Source organism: Rhizobium albus, from assembly GCA_030160035.1.
Lineage (GTDB): Bacteria > Pseudomonadota > Alphaproteobacteria > Rhizobiales > Rhizobiaceae > Georhizobium > Georhizobium albus.
Map to the genome: position 1 here is coordinate 140,420 of BSNO01000004.1, position 17,833 is coordinate 158,252.

Sequence of the window (17,833 nt, forward strand, 5' to 3'; positions counted from 1 at the left end):
ACGAACGCGAGTATGCCGATGTATTTCGCCGCCATCTGCCGGGACAAGCCCGGTGCCTTGCAATTGCGGCTGGATACGCGTCCCGCCCATGTCGAGCATCTCAACGCATTGAACGCGAGCGGCGTTCTGAAAATCGCTGGACCGCTGCTCGGCGAAGACGGCAAGCCGTTCGGCAGCTTGTTGATTTTCGAATGCGCCGACCTTGCCGAAGCCGAAGCCGTTGCCGCCGCAGACCCTTATGCCAAGGCCGGCCTGTTCGAGACCGTCGAGATTTCGCCCTGGAACTGGACGTTCAATCCGCCGGAGGCGCGCTGATCGTGGCATATTGGCTGTTCAAGTCCGAGCCGTTCAAATGGTCGTGGGAGATGCAGAAGGCCCGCGGCGACAAGGGCGAGCAATGGGATGGCATCCGCAACTACCAGGCCCGCAACAACATGCGCGCCATGAAGGTCGGCGACAAAGGCTTCTTCTATCATTCGAACGAAGGTCTCGAAGTCGTCGGCATCGTCGAGGTTTGCAGCGAAATCCATCCGGATACGACGATCGACGATCCTCGCTGGGAATGCGTCGATATCCGCGCTGTGTGCGACATGCCGAAGCCGGTGACGCTGAAGGACGTGAAGGCCAATCCGAAGCTCGCCGAGATGTCGCTCGTCACGTCGATGCGCCTTTCGGTGCAGCCGGTGACGGACGAAGAATATCTGGAAGTCTGCCGCATGGGCGGGCTCGACAAGCCGCCGCGCTGAATGGAAGGCGCGGCCGATCCCGACCTGATCGCCGAGCGCTTCATCCGCGAAAACACCAGTGTGACCTGCCCGCCCCATGTGCCGGAGATCGCGCTGCATCTGGCCACGGAAGCCCACGACCTCTGGCTGAAGACCGAGGAAGAGCTCGGCGCCATCGGCCTGCCGCCGCCCTTTTGGGCGTTCGCCTGGGCCGGTGGCCAGGGACTTGCGCGCTACGTCCTCGATCATCCGGACTGCGTGGCCGGCAAGAGCGTGCTGGATTTCGCGACCGGTTCGGGCATCGTCGCGATCGCGGCGCTGAAGGCCGGCGCGAGAGAGGTCTTTGCGGTCGATGCGGACCGTTGGGCGCTCAGCGCCTGCAAGCTCAACGCCACACTGAACCACGTGACCATGACCACCACGTCGCGTGATCTAGTCGGGATGGACGAGGGGTGGGACGTCGTGCTCGCCGGCGACGTCTTCTACGATCGGGCGATGACCCAGGCGATCCTGCCCTGGTTCGAGGCTCTCGCAGCGCGCGGCGCCACCGTTCTCGTCGGCGATCCCGGCCGCAGCTACAAGCCCGCCGATCATCTCGAGACACTGGCCACCTATGAGGTGCCGGTGCTGACGGCGCTCGAGGATTCCGAAGTCAAACGCACCAGCGTCTACCGCTTCCGCGCGGCGCCGTGATATCTCAACCGGTGACCACGACGCGCGTGGCAGTGGTCACCGATCGCAGCAACAGCAGCATGTCGCGACGCGCCAGCGCGATGCAGCCTTCCGTCGGCAGGTGGCCTGGGCGAGAGAGATGCATGAAAATGGCGCTGCCACGGCCTGCCTGGCGGCTGACGATGTTCCAGTCGAGCACGAGGACGATGTCGTAAAGGTCGTCCGTCCGCCGCATCGTTTCAGCGCTTGCCGGGAATGGCAGCCTTACCGGTCGATTGTAGGCCGCATGCCAGGGCGCATCGCACCAGCCGGCGTCGTGGCGAATGGGCTGCATGGGCAGCGCGGTTTCGGGACGCGGCCCCTTGTCGGTGCGCCAATAGCCATGCAGCATTGCCATTTCGGCGCGCGGCGTGGCGCCATCGCCTTCGCGCTTCAAGGCCGAGATGCCGCCCTTGCCGAGCGCAACATGGAAGACGACGCTGCCGCCTCCGACCGATAGAAGACCGCGACTGTGCGCACCCGGCTTGCGACGCACGGTGACGATGGATGGCGATAACGGACCTATCAATTTGCAGTGTCTCGGCGGTCTGGAGGATCGGCGATCACATTTACCACTTTGAAGGCGAAGGCAAAGCGCCTAAACATTCGGCGTTGCGCACTGATGCGCAAACCGAGCACAGGAGCTGCCCCATGACCTCACGCACCATCCTGATCGTCGACGATGATACGGATTTGCGCGAGACCTTGAAGGAGCAGCTTGCGCTCTGCGAGGAATTTGAACTCCTGGAAGAGCCGACTGCCACCAAGGGCGTCAATACGGCGCGCAACGCGTCCGTCGACCTGCTCATTATGGATGTTGGCCTCCCGGACATGGATGGCCGCGAAGCGGTCAAACTGTTGCGGAAGGGTGGCTTCAAGTCCCCCATCATCATGCTCACGGGTCACGATACCGATTCCGACACCATTCTCGGTCTGGAATCCGGTGCGAACGACTATGTCGTCAAACCTTTCCGTTTCGCGGTTCTTCTTGCTCGCATCCGCGCGCAGTTGCGTCAGCATGAACAGAGTGAAGACGCGACGTTCACTGTCGGGCCCTATACGTTCAAGCCGAGCCAGAAGCTCCTTACCGACGAGAACGGCGGCAAGATCCGCCTGACGGAAAAGGAATCGGCCATCATCCGCTACCTCTACCGTGCGGATCAGAAGGTGGTGACGCGCGATGTGCTGCTGGAGGAAGTCTGGGGCTACAATTCCGGCGTGACGACGCACACGCTCGAAACCCACGTGTACCGCCTGCGGCAGAAGATCGAGCGCGATCCATCCAACGCCGAAATCCTGGTGACGGAGAGCGGCGGATACAAGATCGTCCCGTGATGCGCTCAAGGACAAGCATCGCTCCATGTCCCTGAAAGACGACATCACGATCTTGGGCGATGTGCCGATTTTCGGCGATCTCAGCGACGAACAATTGCGCTTGGTTGCGTTCGGTGCCGAGCGGCGCCGTATTCCGGCGGGCCAGGTGCTCTTCCGGCAAGGCTCTGCGGCTGATTGTGCCTATGCGGTGGCGAGTGGTGCGTTCGATCTCGAGCGCACCGATCATCAGGGCCGGACGATCAAGCTCGGCGCAGCCAGGCCGGGGACACTTCTCGGCGAGTTGGCGCTGATTTCGCTGACGGAGCGCAAGACCACGGCTGTCGCTGCGGAATCTTCCGAGGTGATCCGCATCACGCGTCCGCTGTTCAACCGCATGATCGAGGAATATCCCGAACTCGGGACCATCATGCAGCGCCGTATCGAAGCCAATCTTCAGCGCCTGATCGACGATCTGAGCGCCCTGTCGCCACGCCTTGGCGGCTAGCTGAGCGGACGGGCTGAACAAACCACCGAGCTCCGCGTTTCCTGTTCATGAAAATGACCATGGAGACGAACATGTCAGACCGGCCAGAAGGCGAGCGCGAACACACGACGCGCAAGGAAGATTACAAGGCTTACACCGAACGCGACATCGACGAGGGCTGGCCCTATAGCGACGAGCCAGGCAACGAGGAAAGCCGCCTACAGGGCAACCGTCCCTATGCCGATGAGGAACTGGAAGAAGTGCCGGCCGGCGTCGATGGGTTTCATGTCGAGGAACTGCCTGATCCAGTCGGCGGCTCCGGTCAGATCGGCGTAGAGGGCGACATCGAAGCTGAAGATGAGATCGATGAGGGCGCAGACCCGAATGAGAGCGCCGATCCGGAAGTCGATCCACGTCCGGTGGACAAAGACGCCGACTGAACTGACGGCATCCAACGAAAAAGGGCCCCCGAACGAGGCCCTTTTTTTATCCTGATTGGCGATCTTACGTGTCGCCATTTCCCTTGTGCTTCTTCGGCTGCGTGGCCGAAACGGGGTCGCTGGCAGGGAACGTGTCTTCCAGACCCTCTTCCAGATTGTCGTCGGTATCCTGGTGCTTGCGCTCTTCTTCCAGGCTTTCCTTGGCGGGGTTTTTCGTCTTTTCGGAATCGTTCATTTTGTAAGCCTCCTTGGTTGGAGGGATAACGCATGGGCCCGCATGATGTTGCGCTGTCGCTTAAATAAGAGCCGATTTTACATCGCTTCCACGGCGTTACCGACAAAGAGGAACAGCGCCGAGCCTCCGCCTCCCAGAACGATATAGCCGAAGAGGGCCAGAAGCCCGTCCCGGGTGACGAGTGCCGTGGCGAACAGCGTCACGGCCGTGGCCAGCAGGGACGAGGAGAACGGTACGAGCTCGAAGAACGGCATCGCCGCACCACACGCGACGCACAGGAACTGCGGGATCAAAGCGAGGGGAGGCTGAACGAGCAGTTCCAGACGCGGGCGCGTGATCCTGTCAGCAAAGCGCACCGGCCTCTCCATAAAGTCCAACGCCCGGTTCAGCCGATCGCGCCCGACCTCGCGCTTCAAAATCCATCGCGGCAGCCAGACATGACTGCGCTGCAGGGCCATCTGCACCGAGATGAGAGCGATGATGAAGCCGCCGATCGATGAGAGCCCCGGAATGCCGCTCAACGGGCTGATGATGATCAGGCCTGGCACCAGCAAGAGCGGCGCAAAAGATGCGCGACCGAGAGCAGTAACGATATCCGCAATCGAGACGACGTCACCATCGCCAGCCGCCCGAACACAGGTGACGATGGATTGCAGCGGGTTGTCATCATCCATGGCGAGCGTACCGCAGTCTTCTGCACCCGCGTCTGCCCCTACGCTCGCTCGGTCCTCATGTCCTGCCTCGTTCAAATGATTGCGCTTTCGATGATGTGCGATGGATGATGAACGAACGAGACCAGTGGTTGTTGCCCGTAGAGCGCAACGCGGGCGATTGTCTAGAGATCGAAATGGGCGATGACCGGAACGTGATCGGACGGACGGTCCCAGCCGCGCGCCTCGCGCAGCACATCGATCCGCGTGAGGTTCTCGACAAGATCGGCCGACGACCAGATATGATCCAGCCGGCGCCCGCGATCAGACGCTTCCCAATCCTTGGCGCGATAGCTCCACCAGGTGAAGATCTTCTCCTCCGGCGGGATGTGCACGCGCATCAGATCAGTCCATGCACCTGAGCCTTGGGCCAGCAGCAGTCCTTCCGTTTCGATCGGCGTGTGGCTGACGACGCGCAGCAATTGCTTGTGCGACCAGACATCGGTTTCCAGGGGCGCGATATTGAGATCACCGACAAGGACGGAAGATATGCCCTCCTCCCGTTCCCGCTCGGCATGCACCAGCTTCAATTCGGCCAGATAAGCGAGCTTGTGCGCAAATTTCGGATTGATCTCGGGGTCGGGCTCGTCTCCGCCGGCCGGGACGTAGAAATTGTGGATCCGGATGCGCTTGGCGCCCGCCGCGATGACGCAGGAGGCATGCCGGGCATGGCCCACATCGCCGAAATCCATCCGTTCTTCGGCGAGGATAGGGTTGCGCGAGAGCGTCGCGACGCCGTGATAGCCCTTCTGCCCGTGCGCGAGAATGTGCTCGTAGCCGAGCTTGCGCAGACGTTTGAAGGGAAACGCGTCGTTCGGACATTTCGTCTCCTGCAGGCACAGGACATCCGGGCGGTGACTTTCGAGAAAGGCTTCCACGAGAGGCAGGCGCAGGCGGACGGAATTGATGTTCCACGTGGCAATAGAAAACGACAAAGAAAAACCCCCGGCAGATGATGCCGGGGATGTATCGTGCACCTTGCCTTCGAGGCAATGGCGGAAGGTTCGTCGCGCTCAAATGGCGCAAGCAGACCTTAACGCTGCGTGCCGCGTCCGCGCAGCTGATCATAGGGTACATCGAAGACGTTCGCGGCAAAATCGACGCCGGTGCGAACGTTCATGATCATCACCGTCGTTTCCTTGTTCTGCGCGTCCAGCATCGTCCACTGCTTCAGATCATAGGTGTTCGGATCGAACATCATGGTGATCTTCGAATTACCGAACATGGAACTGTCCGACATGACGATGGTGATCAGATCCGGCTGCTGGTTGACTGACTCGACGTTCGATGCCGACAGATCGATGCTTTCCGAAAGAAGAAGCGCCAGAGGCGTCCTGTTCAGCGGATAGACATCCCAGGTGCCAAGCTTCTGGTTGCCGATCACCACCGAGTCACCGTCCGAGATCACGCGGATCGGCGACGGCTCCTGATAGTTGAACCGCATCTTGCCGGGCCGGGCGATATGAAAGGTTCCGCCCGTCTGTTCGCCGCGTGGGCCGAACTGAACGAAGTCACCGGTCATCGTGCGGATCGAGGCGAAGTGGTTCGCGATCTGCTGGGCGATCTGGCTGTCCTGCGCTGCTGCAGGGGTCGGAATGGCGGCTGCCATCGGCATCGCCACGAGCGCCATGGCCAGCAGGCCAACTGCGCCCTTCAGCACGAAGCGCCGCGAGCGGGCGCTGGAGTTCGTTCCTGCTTCGAGTCTTGTGGTCATCGTCTTCTCCTACGAAGCGTTTTTTCCCAATCAACTGCGGCGCCACTATGTCGGTTCCTCGTGCGGCGAGAATACCGCACCCAACACGCTCGGAGCGCCGTCACCGACCGGAAATGTCGTCTTCGGTCGGCACCAGGATTTCGCGCTTTCCAGCATGGTTGGCGGGACCGATGACCCCTTCCTTTTCCATGCGCTCGATCAGCGATGCAGCGCGGTTGTAGCCGATCCCCAGGCGGCGCTGGATGTAGGACGTCGAGACCTTGCCATCTCTAAGAACGACGGCAACGGCCTGATCGTAGGGGTCGTCCGAGCCTTCAAGATTCGATGTCCCTGCCGGACCACCACCGCCGCCGCCTTCGCCGTCCTCGTCGTCTTCCGTGATCGCGTCGAGATATTCGGGCACGCCCTGCGCCTTCAGATGCGCCACGACGTCCTCGACTTCCTCGTCGGAAACGAACGGCCCGTGCACGCGCTGGATGCGCCCGCCGCCGGCCATGTAGAGCATATCACCCATGCCGAGCAGTTGTTCGGCGCCCTGCTCGCCCAGAATGGTGCGGCTGTCGATCTTGGACGTGACCTGGAAGGAGATGCGCGTCGGGAAGTTTGCCTTGATCGTGCCGGTGATGACGTCGACCGACGGACGCTGCGTCGCCATGATGACGTGGATGCCGGCGGCACGGGCCATCTGCGCCAGCCGCTGCACAGCGCCTTCGATCTCCTTGCCGGCGACCATCATCAGGTCGGCCATCTCGTCGATAATGACGACGATGTAGGGCATCGCCTCCATCGCGAACTCTTCCGTCTCGTAGACCGCCTCGCCGGTCTCGCGATCGAAACCGGTCTGGACGGTGCGCGAGATGGTGTCGCCCTTCTTCAGCGCCTGCTCGACGCGCTGGTTGAAGCCGTCGATGTTGCGCACACCGATCTTCGACATCTTCTTGTAGCGCTCTTCCATCTCCCGGACGGTCCATTTGAGCGCGACCACAGCCTTCTTCGGATCGGTGACGACGGGCGTCAGCAAATGCGGGATCCCGTCATAGACGGAAAGCTCGAGCATCTTCGGGTCGATCATGATCAACCGGCACTTCTCCGGCGACATGCGGTAGACGATCGAGAGGATCATCGTATTGATGGCGACCGACTTGCCCGAACCGGTGGTACCGGCGACGAGCACGTGTGGCATCTTCGCGATGTCGACAACGACGGCGTCGCCGTTGATCGACTTGCCGAGCGCAAGCGCGAGCTTCGCCTTGGACTGCTCGAAATCGCGGCTGGCGATGATTTCGCGCAAATAGACTGTCTCGCGACGCGCGTTCGGCAACTCGATGCCGATGGCGTTGCGACCGGGTACCACGGCCACGCGGGCGGCGATCGCGCTCATCGAGCGGGCGATGTCGTCGGCAAGACCGATGACGCGTGACGATTTGATGCCTGGCGCAGGCTCAAGTTCGTAGAGTGTCACGACCGGGCCAGGCTTTACCTGGATGATCTCACCCTTGACGCCAAAATCCTCCAGCACGCCTTCCAGCATGCGCGCATTCTGCTCGAGGATTTCGTCGGAGAGGCTCGCATCCCGACCGAGGTTCTTCGCTTCGTTCAGCAGGTCGAGCGACGGCATGTCGAACCCGTCGCCGCCCTCTGCCGCCGCTTCGCGGTTGATGCGGACGGGCTTGCGCACCTTTTCGACGGGCACCGGGGCACGGGCTGCCTGCGGCGCCTGTACCGGGGTGGGAGCGGGGGCTGCAACCGTGCGGGTAGGCTGGCGGCGAGGCTGCGGCGCCCAGTCGGGCTCGACCATGCCGTCATCCAGATCCTCAGCGTCGTCGTCAACGGCGTGCAGACGATCATCGAGATAGCTGTCATCCTCGTCAATCGCCATAGGCTCCTCGAACGAGGGCTCGATCGGCCGGCCAGGCGTACGGCGTTTCGGCGCCGGCGCGAAATCGAGCGCGTCGTCTTCGTCGTCGATGCGGTCATCGAGTTCGATCGATGGCGCTATGCGGCGCTTGACGACAGGTGCTTCCGCCAATTCCGGTTCGCGACGGCCATCGAGGGTGACAAACGTATCGTCGTTGAAATCGTAGGGCTCTTCGAATTCGTCACGGCCTCGGTCTTTCCCGATGCGTCCACCGCTGATCCGGCGCGCCGTAGCCCGCATGGAATACCACCAATGTGCCATCGCACCGAGCGCGAGCAGGCGGCCGCTTTCCGGCTCGAAATCGTCGTCCTCGATGTCGTCCTCGACGAGATCATCCTCCTCGTCGGCATCGAAGACGTCGCGGCGATCGACCAGCACGGCAGCATACATGGAGAGCCAGACTGCAGGACCGATGAGCACCAGCCCGATCAGCACGGAATAGATGCCGGAAGGAAAGCCGCCGATCAGGGAGGCGGGGACGCGCAGGATCATGTCGCCGAAAACACCGCCAATGCCCGTGGGCAATGGCCAGTGAGCCGGCGGCGTGACGCAGGCGAGCACGGCGGAGAAGAGAGCCGCGCCGATGATCCATGCGACCATCCGCCGGAAGACCGGCACCAGCGGTACGCCGCGAAAGAGGAAAATGGCCCAGAAGACAGGGGCGATCATGGCAAAGACGGCGCCGAGACCGAAGAACTGCATGCCGATATCGGCGAAAGCGGCACCCGCAAAGCCGAGCGCATTGGTGGGGCGCCCGCCATGGGCATAGGAGAAGCTCGGATCGTTGACGTTCCAGGTCGCCAATGCGCCGACGGCGAAAGCAAGGAGAGCGACGATCGTCAGCGCGCCGGTGATGCGCAACGGTGTTTTCAGAAGTGGCGGAACGCGAAAGATCGATCGCTGATTCTGCCGGGCAGCCAGCTGGCTGTATCCCGGTCTTTCACGTCCGCGTCCGCCGAAACTGCCGTTTTCAACTTCGATTGCTCGTCGCATGCCACACCCGCATTGCGCGCCGCAATTGGCGCAAATTACGGGCAAACACTAGCCGCGCCATGGTTAATGGCCGCTTAACTCACGTCTTGGAAGCATTGGGAGACGGCTCAGAAGCGCTAGAGCGTCATGCGCTGGATGGCGCCTCTGACGAGCGGCGCTACGACTGTCATGATCGGTGCGGCGACGAGCCAGGATGGGATCCATGCCTGGAACCAGAGGGCTCCGAGCCTTGGATCGGACAATCCGACCGCCGAGACGGTCGAGATGCCGGAAACGATGCACGTCATGATGCAGGTGACCACGACGGCAAACAGGATGGGGGCGGCCCAGCGCGGAACGAAGGGCGTCACGGTGTGAAACCTTCTGCTTCGACACCGAAGGGCCGCATCATTCGTCAGGCCCAGGGACGGGTGTCGGCAAGCTTGGATTCGTAACCGGAGATCGCCGCAGCACGTTCCATCGTCAGGCCGATATCGTCGAGACCGTTGAGCAGGCAATGCTTCTTGAAGGAATCCAACTCGAAGTGGATGACGCCGCCATCCGGGCCGCGAATTTCCTGAGCTTCGAGATCGATCGTCAGCGTCGCATTCGAACCGCGCTCGGCATCGTCGAGCAGCTTTTCAAGCTCGTCCCTGGAGACGACGATCGGCAGAATGCCGTTCTTGAAGCTGTTGTTATAGAAAATGTCCGCGAAGCTCGTGGAGATGATGCAACGGATGCCGAAATCTGCGAGCGCCCAGGGCGCATGCTCGCGCGAAGACCCGCAGCCGAAATTATCGCCCGCAACGAGGATCTTCGAATTGCGGTAGGCTGGCTTGTTCAGGACGAAATCGGGGTTCTCGGACCCGTCTTCCAGATAGCGCATTTCCGAAAACAGTCCGGTGCCGAGACCAGTGCGCTTGATGGTCTTCAGATAGTCCTTCGGAATGATCATGTCGGTGTCGATATTGACGATCGGCAGGGGCGCCGCGACTCCGGTGAGCTTGTCGAACTTTTCCAAAGGACTGATCTCCGCTTCAATTCCGGCCCGCTTTAGCAAAGCCCGGCCGGAAAATGAAGAGGTTTGACGTCGCTCGCACGTCTCGAGAGAGAACCGCGCGGCGATTACGGCTTACTGATCGATGATCGTCCCGCGGCCGTCGTTCCAGATGCGCGGCTCGCGGTTGCGCCGGCCATTCTGCGTACGGGCCATAACGGGGCGGGCCTGATTGGATCCGAAGACTTTGAGTGCAAGCGCGGTGCTCAAGCCGACGACCAGCACGATGCCGACGAAGGCGAGGCCGAGTGCGGCCATGATGGCGAAGGATGCAGCAGCCAGGGTGAGGCCGATGACGGTTTGGATCGCGTTGCGCAGCGTGTCCATCAATTGGGTATCCTGTTTCAACACTGTCAATGTGGAGCTGCAATCAAGGCGCTTCAATGGCAGCGGCGCTCACGAACATGTCAAATGACATTGCGCTCCAGAAACGGCCGGCCGGCTGCAATGCGCTCGTACCCGAAGGCGCGGCAGTCGATCGTGCGGTAGGCGCCGTGAACGATCATTTCCGCGACTGCCCGCCCAGCAGCCGGCGCCTGCTGCAGGCCGTGGCCCGAGAATCCGTTGATGAAATGAAAATTCGCGATCTCGGGATGCGGGCCGATCACCGCGTTCTGGTCGAGCGTGTTGTATTCGTAATGACCCGCCCAGGCACGCTCGAAACGGATCGCCTCGAACGCGGGGATGCGGTGGGCGAGCGCGGGCCAGATGATCTCGTCGAAGAGATGATAATCCGGCTCGAAATCATCGGCCTCGGCAGCCGCGTCGCCGGGCGGCGTCGTTCCAGTGATGAAGAGGCTGCCTTCCGGCCGGACATAGACGCCACTCGGATCGACGGTCAGCGGCATCGCCGGCAACATGGTGCGGGCCGAAAAAACGAACACCGTGCGTTTGCGCGGCTCCACCGGAAGATCGATGCCAGCCAGCCCCGCCAACCTTCCGGCTGACGGACCGGCCGCATTCACCAGCGCGCCGCAGGAAAGCTCCGCCCCGTCATCCAGGCGGCACGTCTGCACACGACCACCTTTCGCCTCGACCCCCGTGATCCGCGCATGCAGAAGGGCCACATTGCGACGCCGGAGTTCGCCCCGGATGATTGCCAGCAACCGATGCGCGTCGAACCAGCCCTCGCCGCTCCGCCCGAACCCGCCCGCCGCCAGCCCTTCTGTGTTCAACCAATCGAACTGCGCAGCGAGCTCGGCCGAGTTCAGGAGTGCGATATCGGCACCTGCGGCCTTCTGGACATCATGGTTGGCTTCGATCTGCGCCTGACCCTCGGCGCTTGCGAGAATGAGGTAGCCGTTCTCCGTCAACCCCACATCGGCGTCGGGCCCGAAGCGATCGACGAGGCCGCGGATGAAGTCCAGCCCGAACAGCGACAGCGCGATGTTCTCGGGTTCGGAGAACTGCTGGCGGATAGAGGCGGCCGAAAGCGTGGTCGATGCCTTCGAGTAGGTGGGATCGGGCTCGACAATGGCGATGGACCCGGTAAAACCTTCCTCCCGCAGGAAAAGTGCAACCATGCTGCCCATGATTGCGCCGCCGGCGATGACAATGTCGAAACGGGATGACGGGGAAGTGCTCGTCGGAAGAATCACGGGTGCTCGCTCAAGCTCTTGCGTGGCTGCAGCCTGAAAGGCAAAACAGCGCCATGTCAAATCGCTCCGCCTCCGAACAGCAGCCGTCCCGTCCCGTCCGTCCGCGCCGAAGCGTTCTCTATGTGCCGGCGCTCAACGAGCGTGCCATCGCCAAGCTGCCGACGCTCGACTTCGATGTCGTGATCTTCGATTTGGAAGACTCCATCGCGCCAGACCAGAAGGATGCGGCGCGGGAGAACATGCGGCAGGTGCTGCGCGACCTCGACCTGCAGGGCCGCGAGCGCATCGTCCGCATCAACGGGCTCGATACGCAGTGGGGAACGGAAGACCTGCTGGCCGCCCGCGCAGGCGACGTCGACGCGATCCTGCTTCCCAAGATCGAGGAGCCGGCGGCGATCCAGGCGGCCGCCTCCGCGCTCGACCAGACCGACGCGCCGGAAACGATGCGGCTCTGGGCCATGATCGAGACGCCGAAAGGCATCATGAATGCCGGTCATGTCGCCGCTTCGGCCAGAACCTACGGCTCACGGCTGGATTGCTTCGTCGTCGGGCCGAACGATATCGCAAAGGACACCGGTGTTCGCGTCACTCCGGGTCGGCCATATCTCGTGCCTTGGCTGATGCAGATCCTGCTCGCCGCGCGCGCCTTCGGGCTCGATGTGATCGATGGCGTCTACAATGATTTCCGCGACACGGAAGGCTTCGCCGACGAGTGCCACCAAGGCCGCGATATGGGTTTCGACGGCAAGACGCTGATCCACCCGGCCCAGATCGAGGCTGCCAACAACGCCTTCGGCATCGGCGTTGATGAGCGGCAGCATGCGGAACGCATCGTCACTGCGTTCGATCAGCCTGAAAACGCGGCCAAAGGCGTCATCAATATCGATGGGCGGATGGTGGAGCGGCTGCATCTGATCGATGCGCAACGCCTTTTGACCAAGGCTGCCGCAATTGATGCGCGCAAGGGAGCACGGACATGAAACTCTATCGACTGCTGACCGGACCGGACGATTCAAGCTTCTGTCACAAGGTCACGGCGGCGCTGAACAAGGGCTGGTTGCTGAGCGGCTCGCCGGCCTATGCCTTCGACGCCGAAACCAAGACCATGAAATGCGCGCAGGCGGTCTACAAGGAAGTCGAAGGCGTGGATTACGTGCCGGAAATGAAGCTCGGCGAGCAATGACGGCGGGTTGCGGGTCGACCGGTCAATCGACCGTCTCTTCGATCCGCTCCATGTCGTCGTCGCTGAGGCCGAAATGGTGGCCGATCTCGTGGATGAGCACGTGGGCGATGATATCGCCGAGCGTTTCCTCATTCTCTGCCCAATAGTCGAGAATGGGGCGACGATAGAGCGTGATGCGGTTGGGGAACTCACCGGTTTCCAGCGAGAAGCGCTCGCCCACGCCGCGCCCTTCGAACAGGCCGAGCAGGTCGAAAGGGGTCTCGAGCGCCATGTCCTCGAAGATTTCGTCTGACGGGAAGTCGTCCAGCCGGATGATCACGTCGCCAGTCAGCGTACGGAACTCGTCGGGCAGGCGGGCGAATGCCTCGCGTGCCAGTGACTCGAATTCCGCCAGCGAAGGCGCATAAGCCCTCGTCCAGTCGTTCGTTTGGTCCATTTCCGCCATCGGTACCCTTTCTTTCGGGCCATATAGGCGATTGCAGCGTGCAGTGCGAGAGGCAAAGCGCTGCGCGACATTGCTCGACGCGACGACCAAGCCAAGCCAGCAATGCTCGCGTGAAGAGCAAAACTGATCCATGTCAATTCGTGGGTGCGGCGTTTAATCTTTTTTAGGAAGCATTTTATTCAATGGTGCGGTCGGCTTCGGAAAGTGTGGGCTCTCCGAATACATGAATGTTGGCTGACGCTCCGGCATGCCCGGGATGCTGTACACACGCTATCCTCGGGGGATCACATGTCGCATGCACGGCGCCTTGGCGGCGGACGGACCATTGCAGCCTTATTCACGACAGCGCTGCTCGCCTCGACCACAAGTTTCGCACAGGAAGCAATGCCAAACCTCGAAGACGGTGTTTTCGCCGACCGGATCGTGTTCGGCCAGGCGGCGCCGCTCGACGGCCCGGCCAGTGCTCTCGGCTTGGGCATGCAACTCGGCATCCAGGCTGCATTTCAGGAAGTCAACGCCGCCGGCGGCGTGCACGGGCGACAGCTCGAGCTGATCAGCCGAGACGATCATTATGAACCGGCGCGATCCATCGACGAGGTCCGGCGTCTCATCGGCCAGGACAAGGTCTTCGGCCTGATCGGGCCGGTCGGCACGCCCACATCGGCCGCGACGCAGCCGATTGCCTTGGAAACCAACGTCCCCTTCATCGGCGCCTTCACCGGTGCCGGCTTCCTGCGCGATCCGAAGCTCACAAACGTGGTCAATATTCGGGCGTCCTACGACGCCGAGACCGAAACCTGGATGAAACTGCTCGTCGACGAGCGCAAGCTGAAGCGGATCGCAATTCTCTACCAGGACGACGCCTTCGGCCGTGCCGGCCTCAGCGGCGCCGTTGCGGCTTTGGAACGCCGCGACATGGAACTGGTCGCGCGCGGCACCTACCAGCGCAATACGACGGCCGTGAAGGCGGCGCTGCTCGAGCTGCGCAAAGCGAACGCGCAGGCCGTCGTCATGGTCGGCGCCTATCTGCCGATCGCGGAATTCGTCAAGGTCGCCCGCTCGATCGACTTCGACCCGACATTCGTCAACATCTCATTCGTCGGCTCGGATGCGCTCGCGGCCGCACTGGAGGGTGAAGGCGAAGGCGTCATCGTCTCGCAGGTAGTTCCCTTCCCGTGGGACGAAACAGATCCTCTGGTCGCGGCCTATCAGGCAGCACTTGCCAATGTGGATGGCGAGGCGAAGCCGAGCTTCGTCAGCCTGGAAGGTTACATAACCGGCCGCCTCGCAGCGATGGCGATCGAGGAAGCCGGCCCCGAGCCGACGCGCGAAGCGTTCCTGAACGGCATCCGCCAGCGCGGCAGCTTCGAGATGGATGGCCTCACGCTGCAGTTCGGTCCTGAAGACAATCAGGGCCTGGACGACGTCTTCTTGACCGAAATCGGCCCTGACGGTGCGTTTCGCCCGCTCGCCGGCCCGCAAAGCTGATCGATTTGCCCGACACTCCATCAGGAACCAGAATCATGGCAACTCATAACGAGACCAAATCAGTGTCCGCCGTCGCAAAGCGACGTGGTGGCCTCGGTGTGCGCGGCAAGCTCACGGCCGCGGTCGCCGGCATCTCGACGCTCACCGTCGTCGCGATCGGTATCGCCGTCGTGTCCTTCCAGGGCGCGCAATCGGAATTCAAGCGCTTCAACGAAGAGCAGGTTCCGCAGGTCATCAGTGCCGGCGAACTCGCCACGTTCAGCACGGACGTGACGATCGCCTCATCGCAGCTCATCAACGCCGAAGAAGAAGCCGAACGCACCGAGGCGTTCGAGCGCCTGACTGCCGCGGTCGGCACGCTGATCTCCAGCGCGGAAGCCCAGGGCAGTTCAGCCGACAGCGCGCCCGCGGTTGTCGAGCTGCGCGAGCGCGCACAGGCTTTCGAAGCCAATCTGGACGAGCTCGACGGCCTGACGCGCCAGAACATCGTCATCCGCGAAGAGCGCGACCGGCGCCTCGTTGAGCTGTTTGCGCTCCATGACAGCCTTGCGCTGGCGCTGCAGCCGCTTGCCGACGATGCCTATTACACGCTGATCTTCGACGGCGAGTCCGCGGCCGTGGAAGCAAGCGACGTCATCGGCGGCATCCTCAATGAGGACATGCAGACCTTCCGCCGCCTGCTCAGCCTGCGCATCGAAGCCGGCTCCACCAGCGCGGCGACATCCGGTTACCTTCTGACCGAAGACGGCGCGCTTGCCCGCACCTTCGACGATCGCATGATTGCCGCGTCCGACCGCCTGAAGCTTCTTATCGAGCAGCTGCAGGCATCGGGCAATCTGCCGCCGATCGAAGCCGAGCTCACCATGCTGGCCGACATGCCGACGGCTGCGCGCACCATGCGCCGCGACCCGCTCTTCGCCAGCGGCTCACCCGCAACGCGCCGCTTCATGTCCCAGCTCATTGATGTCGGTCACTCGGTCGACCTCGCGCTGATCGATGCCGTCGACGACATGCTCTTTGATCTGACGATCGGCGGCGAACGCGCCGTCGAGCGCAGCACGGCGACCATTACGGAGCTGGTCGACATTCAGGTAAAGCAGCTCAAGGAAACGCTGGAGATGATCTCCACGCTGCGTGAATTCACCGCGCTCATCGTTCAGGGCGCGCTGACCAACGACCCCGAGGCCATCCGCCGCCTGCAGGATCGCGCGCTCGGCCTGTTCCTGACGCTCGGCACCAAGATGCAGGCAACCGGCTATTCCGACGACGCCGGGCAGCTGCCGCAATTGCAGGCCTTTGCCGACAGCAACAACGGCCTGATCGCACTGCGCGGCCAGCAGCTCGCCATCACCGAAGAGGTCGGCACGATCGTCGACACGGTCTTCACCGACACCGTTGCAATGAATGGGCTGATCGCGCAGGTCGTGGATACGCGCCGCGCTGCAATTGCGGCTGACTCCACCGCACTGGCCGAAAGCCTTCAAGCTCGCGGCTATCTTCTGATGACGCTCGGCGCGGCGGTGCTCCTCCTGGCCGGCCTCATCGGCTACTTCGTGATCTCGCGCGGCATCGCCCGTCCGTTGACCAGCCTGATCGGTGCGACGCGCGATCTTGCCGATGGCAAGCTCGACGTGACGATCGCCCATGTCGGCCGCAGCGACGAGCTGGGCCAGCTGGCCCGCGCACTTGGCGTCTTCCGCGAAAACGCGATCGAGAAAGCCCGCATGGAAGCGGAAGCCGAAGGCACCCGTGCCGAACGCGAGGCAAACCGCGAAGAGCGCGAGCGCATCAAAGCCGAGAATGCGCGGGTAACGCAGATCGCCGTCGATGCCCTTGGCGAAGGTTTGGCGCGGCTTGCCGAAGGCGATGTCTCGGTGCGCCTCGACGAGCCTTTCGTATCGAGCCTCGAAAGCCTGCGGCTACACTTCAACAGCTCCATGCACAAGCTCAGCGAGACGCTGGAGATGGTGCGGGAGAACGCGCACTCGATCAGCAGTGCATCCGCCGAAATGCGGGCCGGCACGGATGATTTGTCGCGCCGCACCGAACAGCAGGCGGCATCGCTCGAAGAGACCGCAGCGGCGCTCGAGGAGATCACCGCGACGGTGCGCAATTCGTCCACCCAGGCAGACAACGCCCGCCGCATGGCAGACGAAGCCAAGGCCGGTGCGGAGCGCTCCCGCGTGGTCGTCGAGGATGCCATCGCGGCGATGGCGCGCATCGAGGATGCGTCGAGCCAGATCGCCCGCATCATCGGCGTCATCGACGAGATCGCCTTCCAGACCAACCTTCTTGCGCTCAATGCCGGGGTCGAGGCTGCGCGCGCCGGAGATGCTGGGCGCGGCTTCGCAGTCGTTGCCCAGGAAGTCCGCGATCTGGCAGGCCGTGCAAGCGGCGCGGCCAAGGAGATCAAGGAACTGATCAACCGTTCCGGCACGGAAGTGGATGCCGGCGTGAAGCTTGTCCGCGCGACCGGCGATGCCCTGAGCGAGATCGAGCAGCATGTCGTTCAGGTCAACGCCGCAGTGGCGACCATCGCGACGGCCGCCCGCGAGCAGTCTGCGGGTCTTGGCGAGATCAACCACGCCGTCAATCACATGGACCAGATGACCCAGCAGAACGCCGCGATGGTGGAAGAAACCACCGCCGCGACGCACACGCTGGCCGGCGAGGCCGAAGCACTGCGCGAGCTCGTCGCCCAGTTCGTCATCGACGCACCGGCACGCAGCACACAGCGCCGCGCAGCCTGAACGACAGCCGAAGCGGCAGCTTGAAAAATACTGCGGGCGGGCGATCGCGGATCGCCCGCCCGTTTGCGTCATCCGCTCTTGCATTTGCG

At 62.5% G+C, this 17,833-nt stretch carries 21 protein-coding genes; 10 read left to right on the forward strand and 11 right to left on the reverse strand.

What is annotated here, in order from left to right; genetic code table 11:
- Positions 1 to 18 precede the first annotated feature (18 nt).
- The 3 genes from QQL76_RS15975 to QQL76_RS15985 are packed head-to-tail and all read left to right on the forward strand — an operon-like array spanning position 19 to position 1,418.
- Positions 19 to 315: a YciI-like protein gene (locus QQL76_RS15975; protein ID WP_499208954.1), complete on the forward strand. Its 297-nt coding sequence runs from the start codon at positions 19 to 21 to the stop codon at positions 313 to 315.
- Positions 316 to 317: 2 nt separating this feature from the next.
- Positions 318 to 746: an EVE domain-containing protein gene (locus tag QQL76_RS15980; protein WP_499208494.1), complete on the forward strand. Its 429-nt coding sequence runs from the start codon at positions 318 to 320 to the stop codon at positions 744 to 746.
- Complete coding sequence (locus QQL76_RS15985; protein ID WP_499208495.1) at positions 747 to 1,418, forward strand: class I SAM-dependent methyltransferase; 672 nt, start codon at positions 747 to 749, stop codon at positions 1,416 to 1,418.
- A gap of 4 nt (positions 1,419 to 1,422) precedes the next feature.
- Here QQL76_RS15985 and QQL76_RS15990 read toward each other — a convergent pair whose 3' ends face one another.
- Positions 1,423 to 1,932, reverse strand: a complete 510-nt coding sequence (locus QQL76_RS15990) for a L,D-transpeptidase family protein (protein WP_499208496.1) — start codon at positions 1,930 to 1,932, stop codon at positions 1,423 to 1,425.
- Positions 1,933 to 2,087: 155 nt separating this feature from the next.
- On the opposite strand from QQL76_RS15990, the gene QQL76_RS15995 reads away from it, so the two are divergent.
- The 3 genes from QQL76_RS15995 (at position 2,088) to QQL76_RS16005 (ending at position 3,674) form a co-directional block, all read left to right on the forward strand.
- Entirely contained in the window at positions 2,088 to 2,771 is a 684-nt protein-coding gene (locus tag QQL76_RS15995; protein WP_126007492.1) for a response regulator transcription factor, read from the forward strand.
- A 25-nt stretch (positions 2,772 to 2,796) separates the two neighbouring features.
- The gene (locus QQL76_RS16000; protein WP_404863397.1) at positions 2,797 to 3,255 is read left to right on the forward strand and encodes a cyclic nucleotide-binding domain-containing protein; all 459 of its coding nucleotides are present in this window, start codon (positions 2,797 to 2,799) and stop codon (positions 3,253 to 3,255) included.
- A 71-nt stretch (positions 3,256 to 3,326) separates the two neighbouring features.
- Positions 3,327 to 3,674: a hypothetical protein gene (locus tag QQL76_RS16005; RefSeq protein WP_499208497.1), complete on the forward strand. Its 348-nt coding sequence runs from the start codon at positions 3,327 to 3,329 to the stop codon at positions 3,672 to 3,674.
- A 64-nt stretch (positions 3,675 to 3,738) separates the two neighbouring features.
- On the opposite strand, the gene QQL76_RS16010 is transcribed toward QQL76_RS16005, so the two are convergent.
- From QQL76_RS16010 to QQL76_RS16050, 9 genes are all read right to left on the reverse strand, one after another.
- Positions 3,739 to 3,909, reverse strand: a complete 171-nt coding sequence (locus QQL76_RS16010) for a hypothetical protein (protein ID WP_164527764.1) — start codon at positions 3,907 to 3,909, stop codon at positions 3,739 to 3,741.
- Positions 3,910 to 3,986: 77 nt separating this feature from the next.
- Positions 3,987 to 4,583 (reverse strand): exopolysaccharide biosynthesis protein, encoded by a 597-nt coding sequence (locus tag QQL76_RS16015; RefSeq protein ID WP_499208498.1) that lies wholly within the window; start codon positions 4,581 to 4,583, stop codon positions 3,987 to 3,989.
- Between the two features lie 161 nt (positions 4,584 to 4,744).
- Positions 4,745 to 5,554: an exodeoxyribonuclease III gene (locus QQL76_RS16020; protein WP_499208499.1), complete on the reverse strand. Its 810-nt coding sequence runs from the start codon at positions 5,552 to 5,554 to the stop codon at positions 4,745 to 4,747.
- Between the two features lie 98 nt (positions 5,555 to 5,652).
- Complete coding sequence (locus tag QQL76_RS16025; RefSeq protein ID WP_499208500.1) at positions 5,653 to 6,333, reverse strand: LolA-like protein; 681 nt, start codon at positions 6,331 to 6,333, stop codon at positions 5,653 to 5,655.
- 100 nt (positions 6,334 to 6,433) lie between these two features.
- Positions 6,434 to 9,244: an FtsK/SpoIIIE family DNA translocase gene (locus QQL76_RS16030; RefSeq protein WP_499208501.1), complete on the reverse strand. Its 2,811-nt coding sequence runs from the start codon at positions 9,242 to 9,244 to the stop codon at positions 6,434 to 6,436.
- Positions 9,245 to 9,360: 116 nt separating this feature from the next.
- Positions 9,361 to 9,594, reverse strand: coding sequence for a DUF2798 domain-containing protein (locus QQL76_RS16035; RefSeq protein ID WP_199864404.1), 234 nt, complete (start codon positions 9,592 to 9,594; stop codon positions 9,361 to 9,363).
- Positions 9,595 to 9,638: 44 nt separating this feature from the next.
- Positions 9,639 to 10,244, reverse strand: coding sequence for a 3-isopropylmalate dehydratase small subunit (leuD, locus tag QQL76_RS16040; protein WP_499208502.1), 606 nt, complete (start codon positions 10,242 to 10,244; stop codon positions 9,639 to 9,641).
- 111 nt (positions 10,245 to 10,355) lie between these two features.
- Positions 10,356 to 10,607, reverse strand: a complete 252-nt coding sequence (locus QQL76_RS16045) for a hypothetical protein (RefSeq protein ID WP_499208503.1) — start codon at positions 10,605 to 10,607, stop codon at positions 10,356 to 10,358.
- 80 nt (positions 10,608 to 10,687) lie between these two features.
- On the reverse strand, positions 10,688 to 11,875 hold the full coding sequence (locus tag QQL76_RS16050) for an NAD(P)/FAD-dependent oxidoreductase (RefSeq protein WP_280988224.1): 1,188 nt from the start codon (positions 11,873 to 11,875) through the stop codon (positions 10,688 to 10,690).
- Positions 11,876 to 11,931: 56 nt separating this feature from the next.
- Here QQL76_RS16050 and QQL76_RS16055 point away from each other — a divergent pair, with 56 nt between their 5' ends.
- Complete coding sequence (locus QQL76_RS16055; protein WP_499208504.1) at positions 11,932 to 12,858, forward strand: HpcH/HpaI aldolase/citrate lyase family protein; 927 nt, start codon at positions 11,932 to 11,934, stop codon at positions 12,856 to 12,858.
- Positions 12,855 to 13,061 carry a DUF1737 domain-containing protein gene (locus tag QQL76_RS16060; RefSeq protein ID WP_499208505.1) on the forward strand — a complete coding sequence of 69 codons (207 nt, stop codon included), beginning with the start codon at positions 12,855 to 12,857 and terminating at the stop codon, positions 13,059 to 13,061. The genes QQL76_RS16055 and QQL76_RS16060 overlap by 4 nt, the downstream gene beginning before the upstream one ends.
- A 22-nt stretch (positions 13,062 to 13,083) precedes the next feature.
- Here the strand turns inward: QQL76_RS16060 and QQL76_RS16065 are convergent, their stop codons facing one another.
- A complete protein-coding gene (locus tag QQL76_RS16065; protein WP_499208506.1) occupies positions 13,084 to 13,506 on the reverse strand; it encodes a metallopeptidase family protein in 423 nt (140 codons plus the stop codon).
- Positions 13,507 to 13,794: 288 nt separating this feature from the next.
- Here QQL76_RS16065 and QQL76_RS16070 point away from each other — a divergent pair, with 288 nt between their 5' ends.
- Positions 13,795 to 14,994: an ABC transporter substrate-binding protein gene (locus QQL76_RS16070; protein ID WP_499208507.1), complete on the forward strand. Its 1,200-nt coding sequence runs from the start codon at positions 13,795 to 13,797 to the stop codon at positions 14,992 to 14,994.
- A 35-nt stretch (positions 14,995 to 15,029) separates the two neighbouring features.
- The gene (locus QQL76_RS16075; protein ID WP_499208508.1) at positions 15,030 to 17,744 is read left to right on the forward strand and encodes a methyl-accepting chemotaxis protein; all 2,715 of its coding nucleotides are present in this window, start codon (positions 15,030 to 15,032) and stop codon (positions 17,742 to 17,744) included.
- The last annotated feature ends 89 nt before the right edge of the window (positions 17,745 to 17,833 follow it).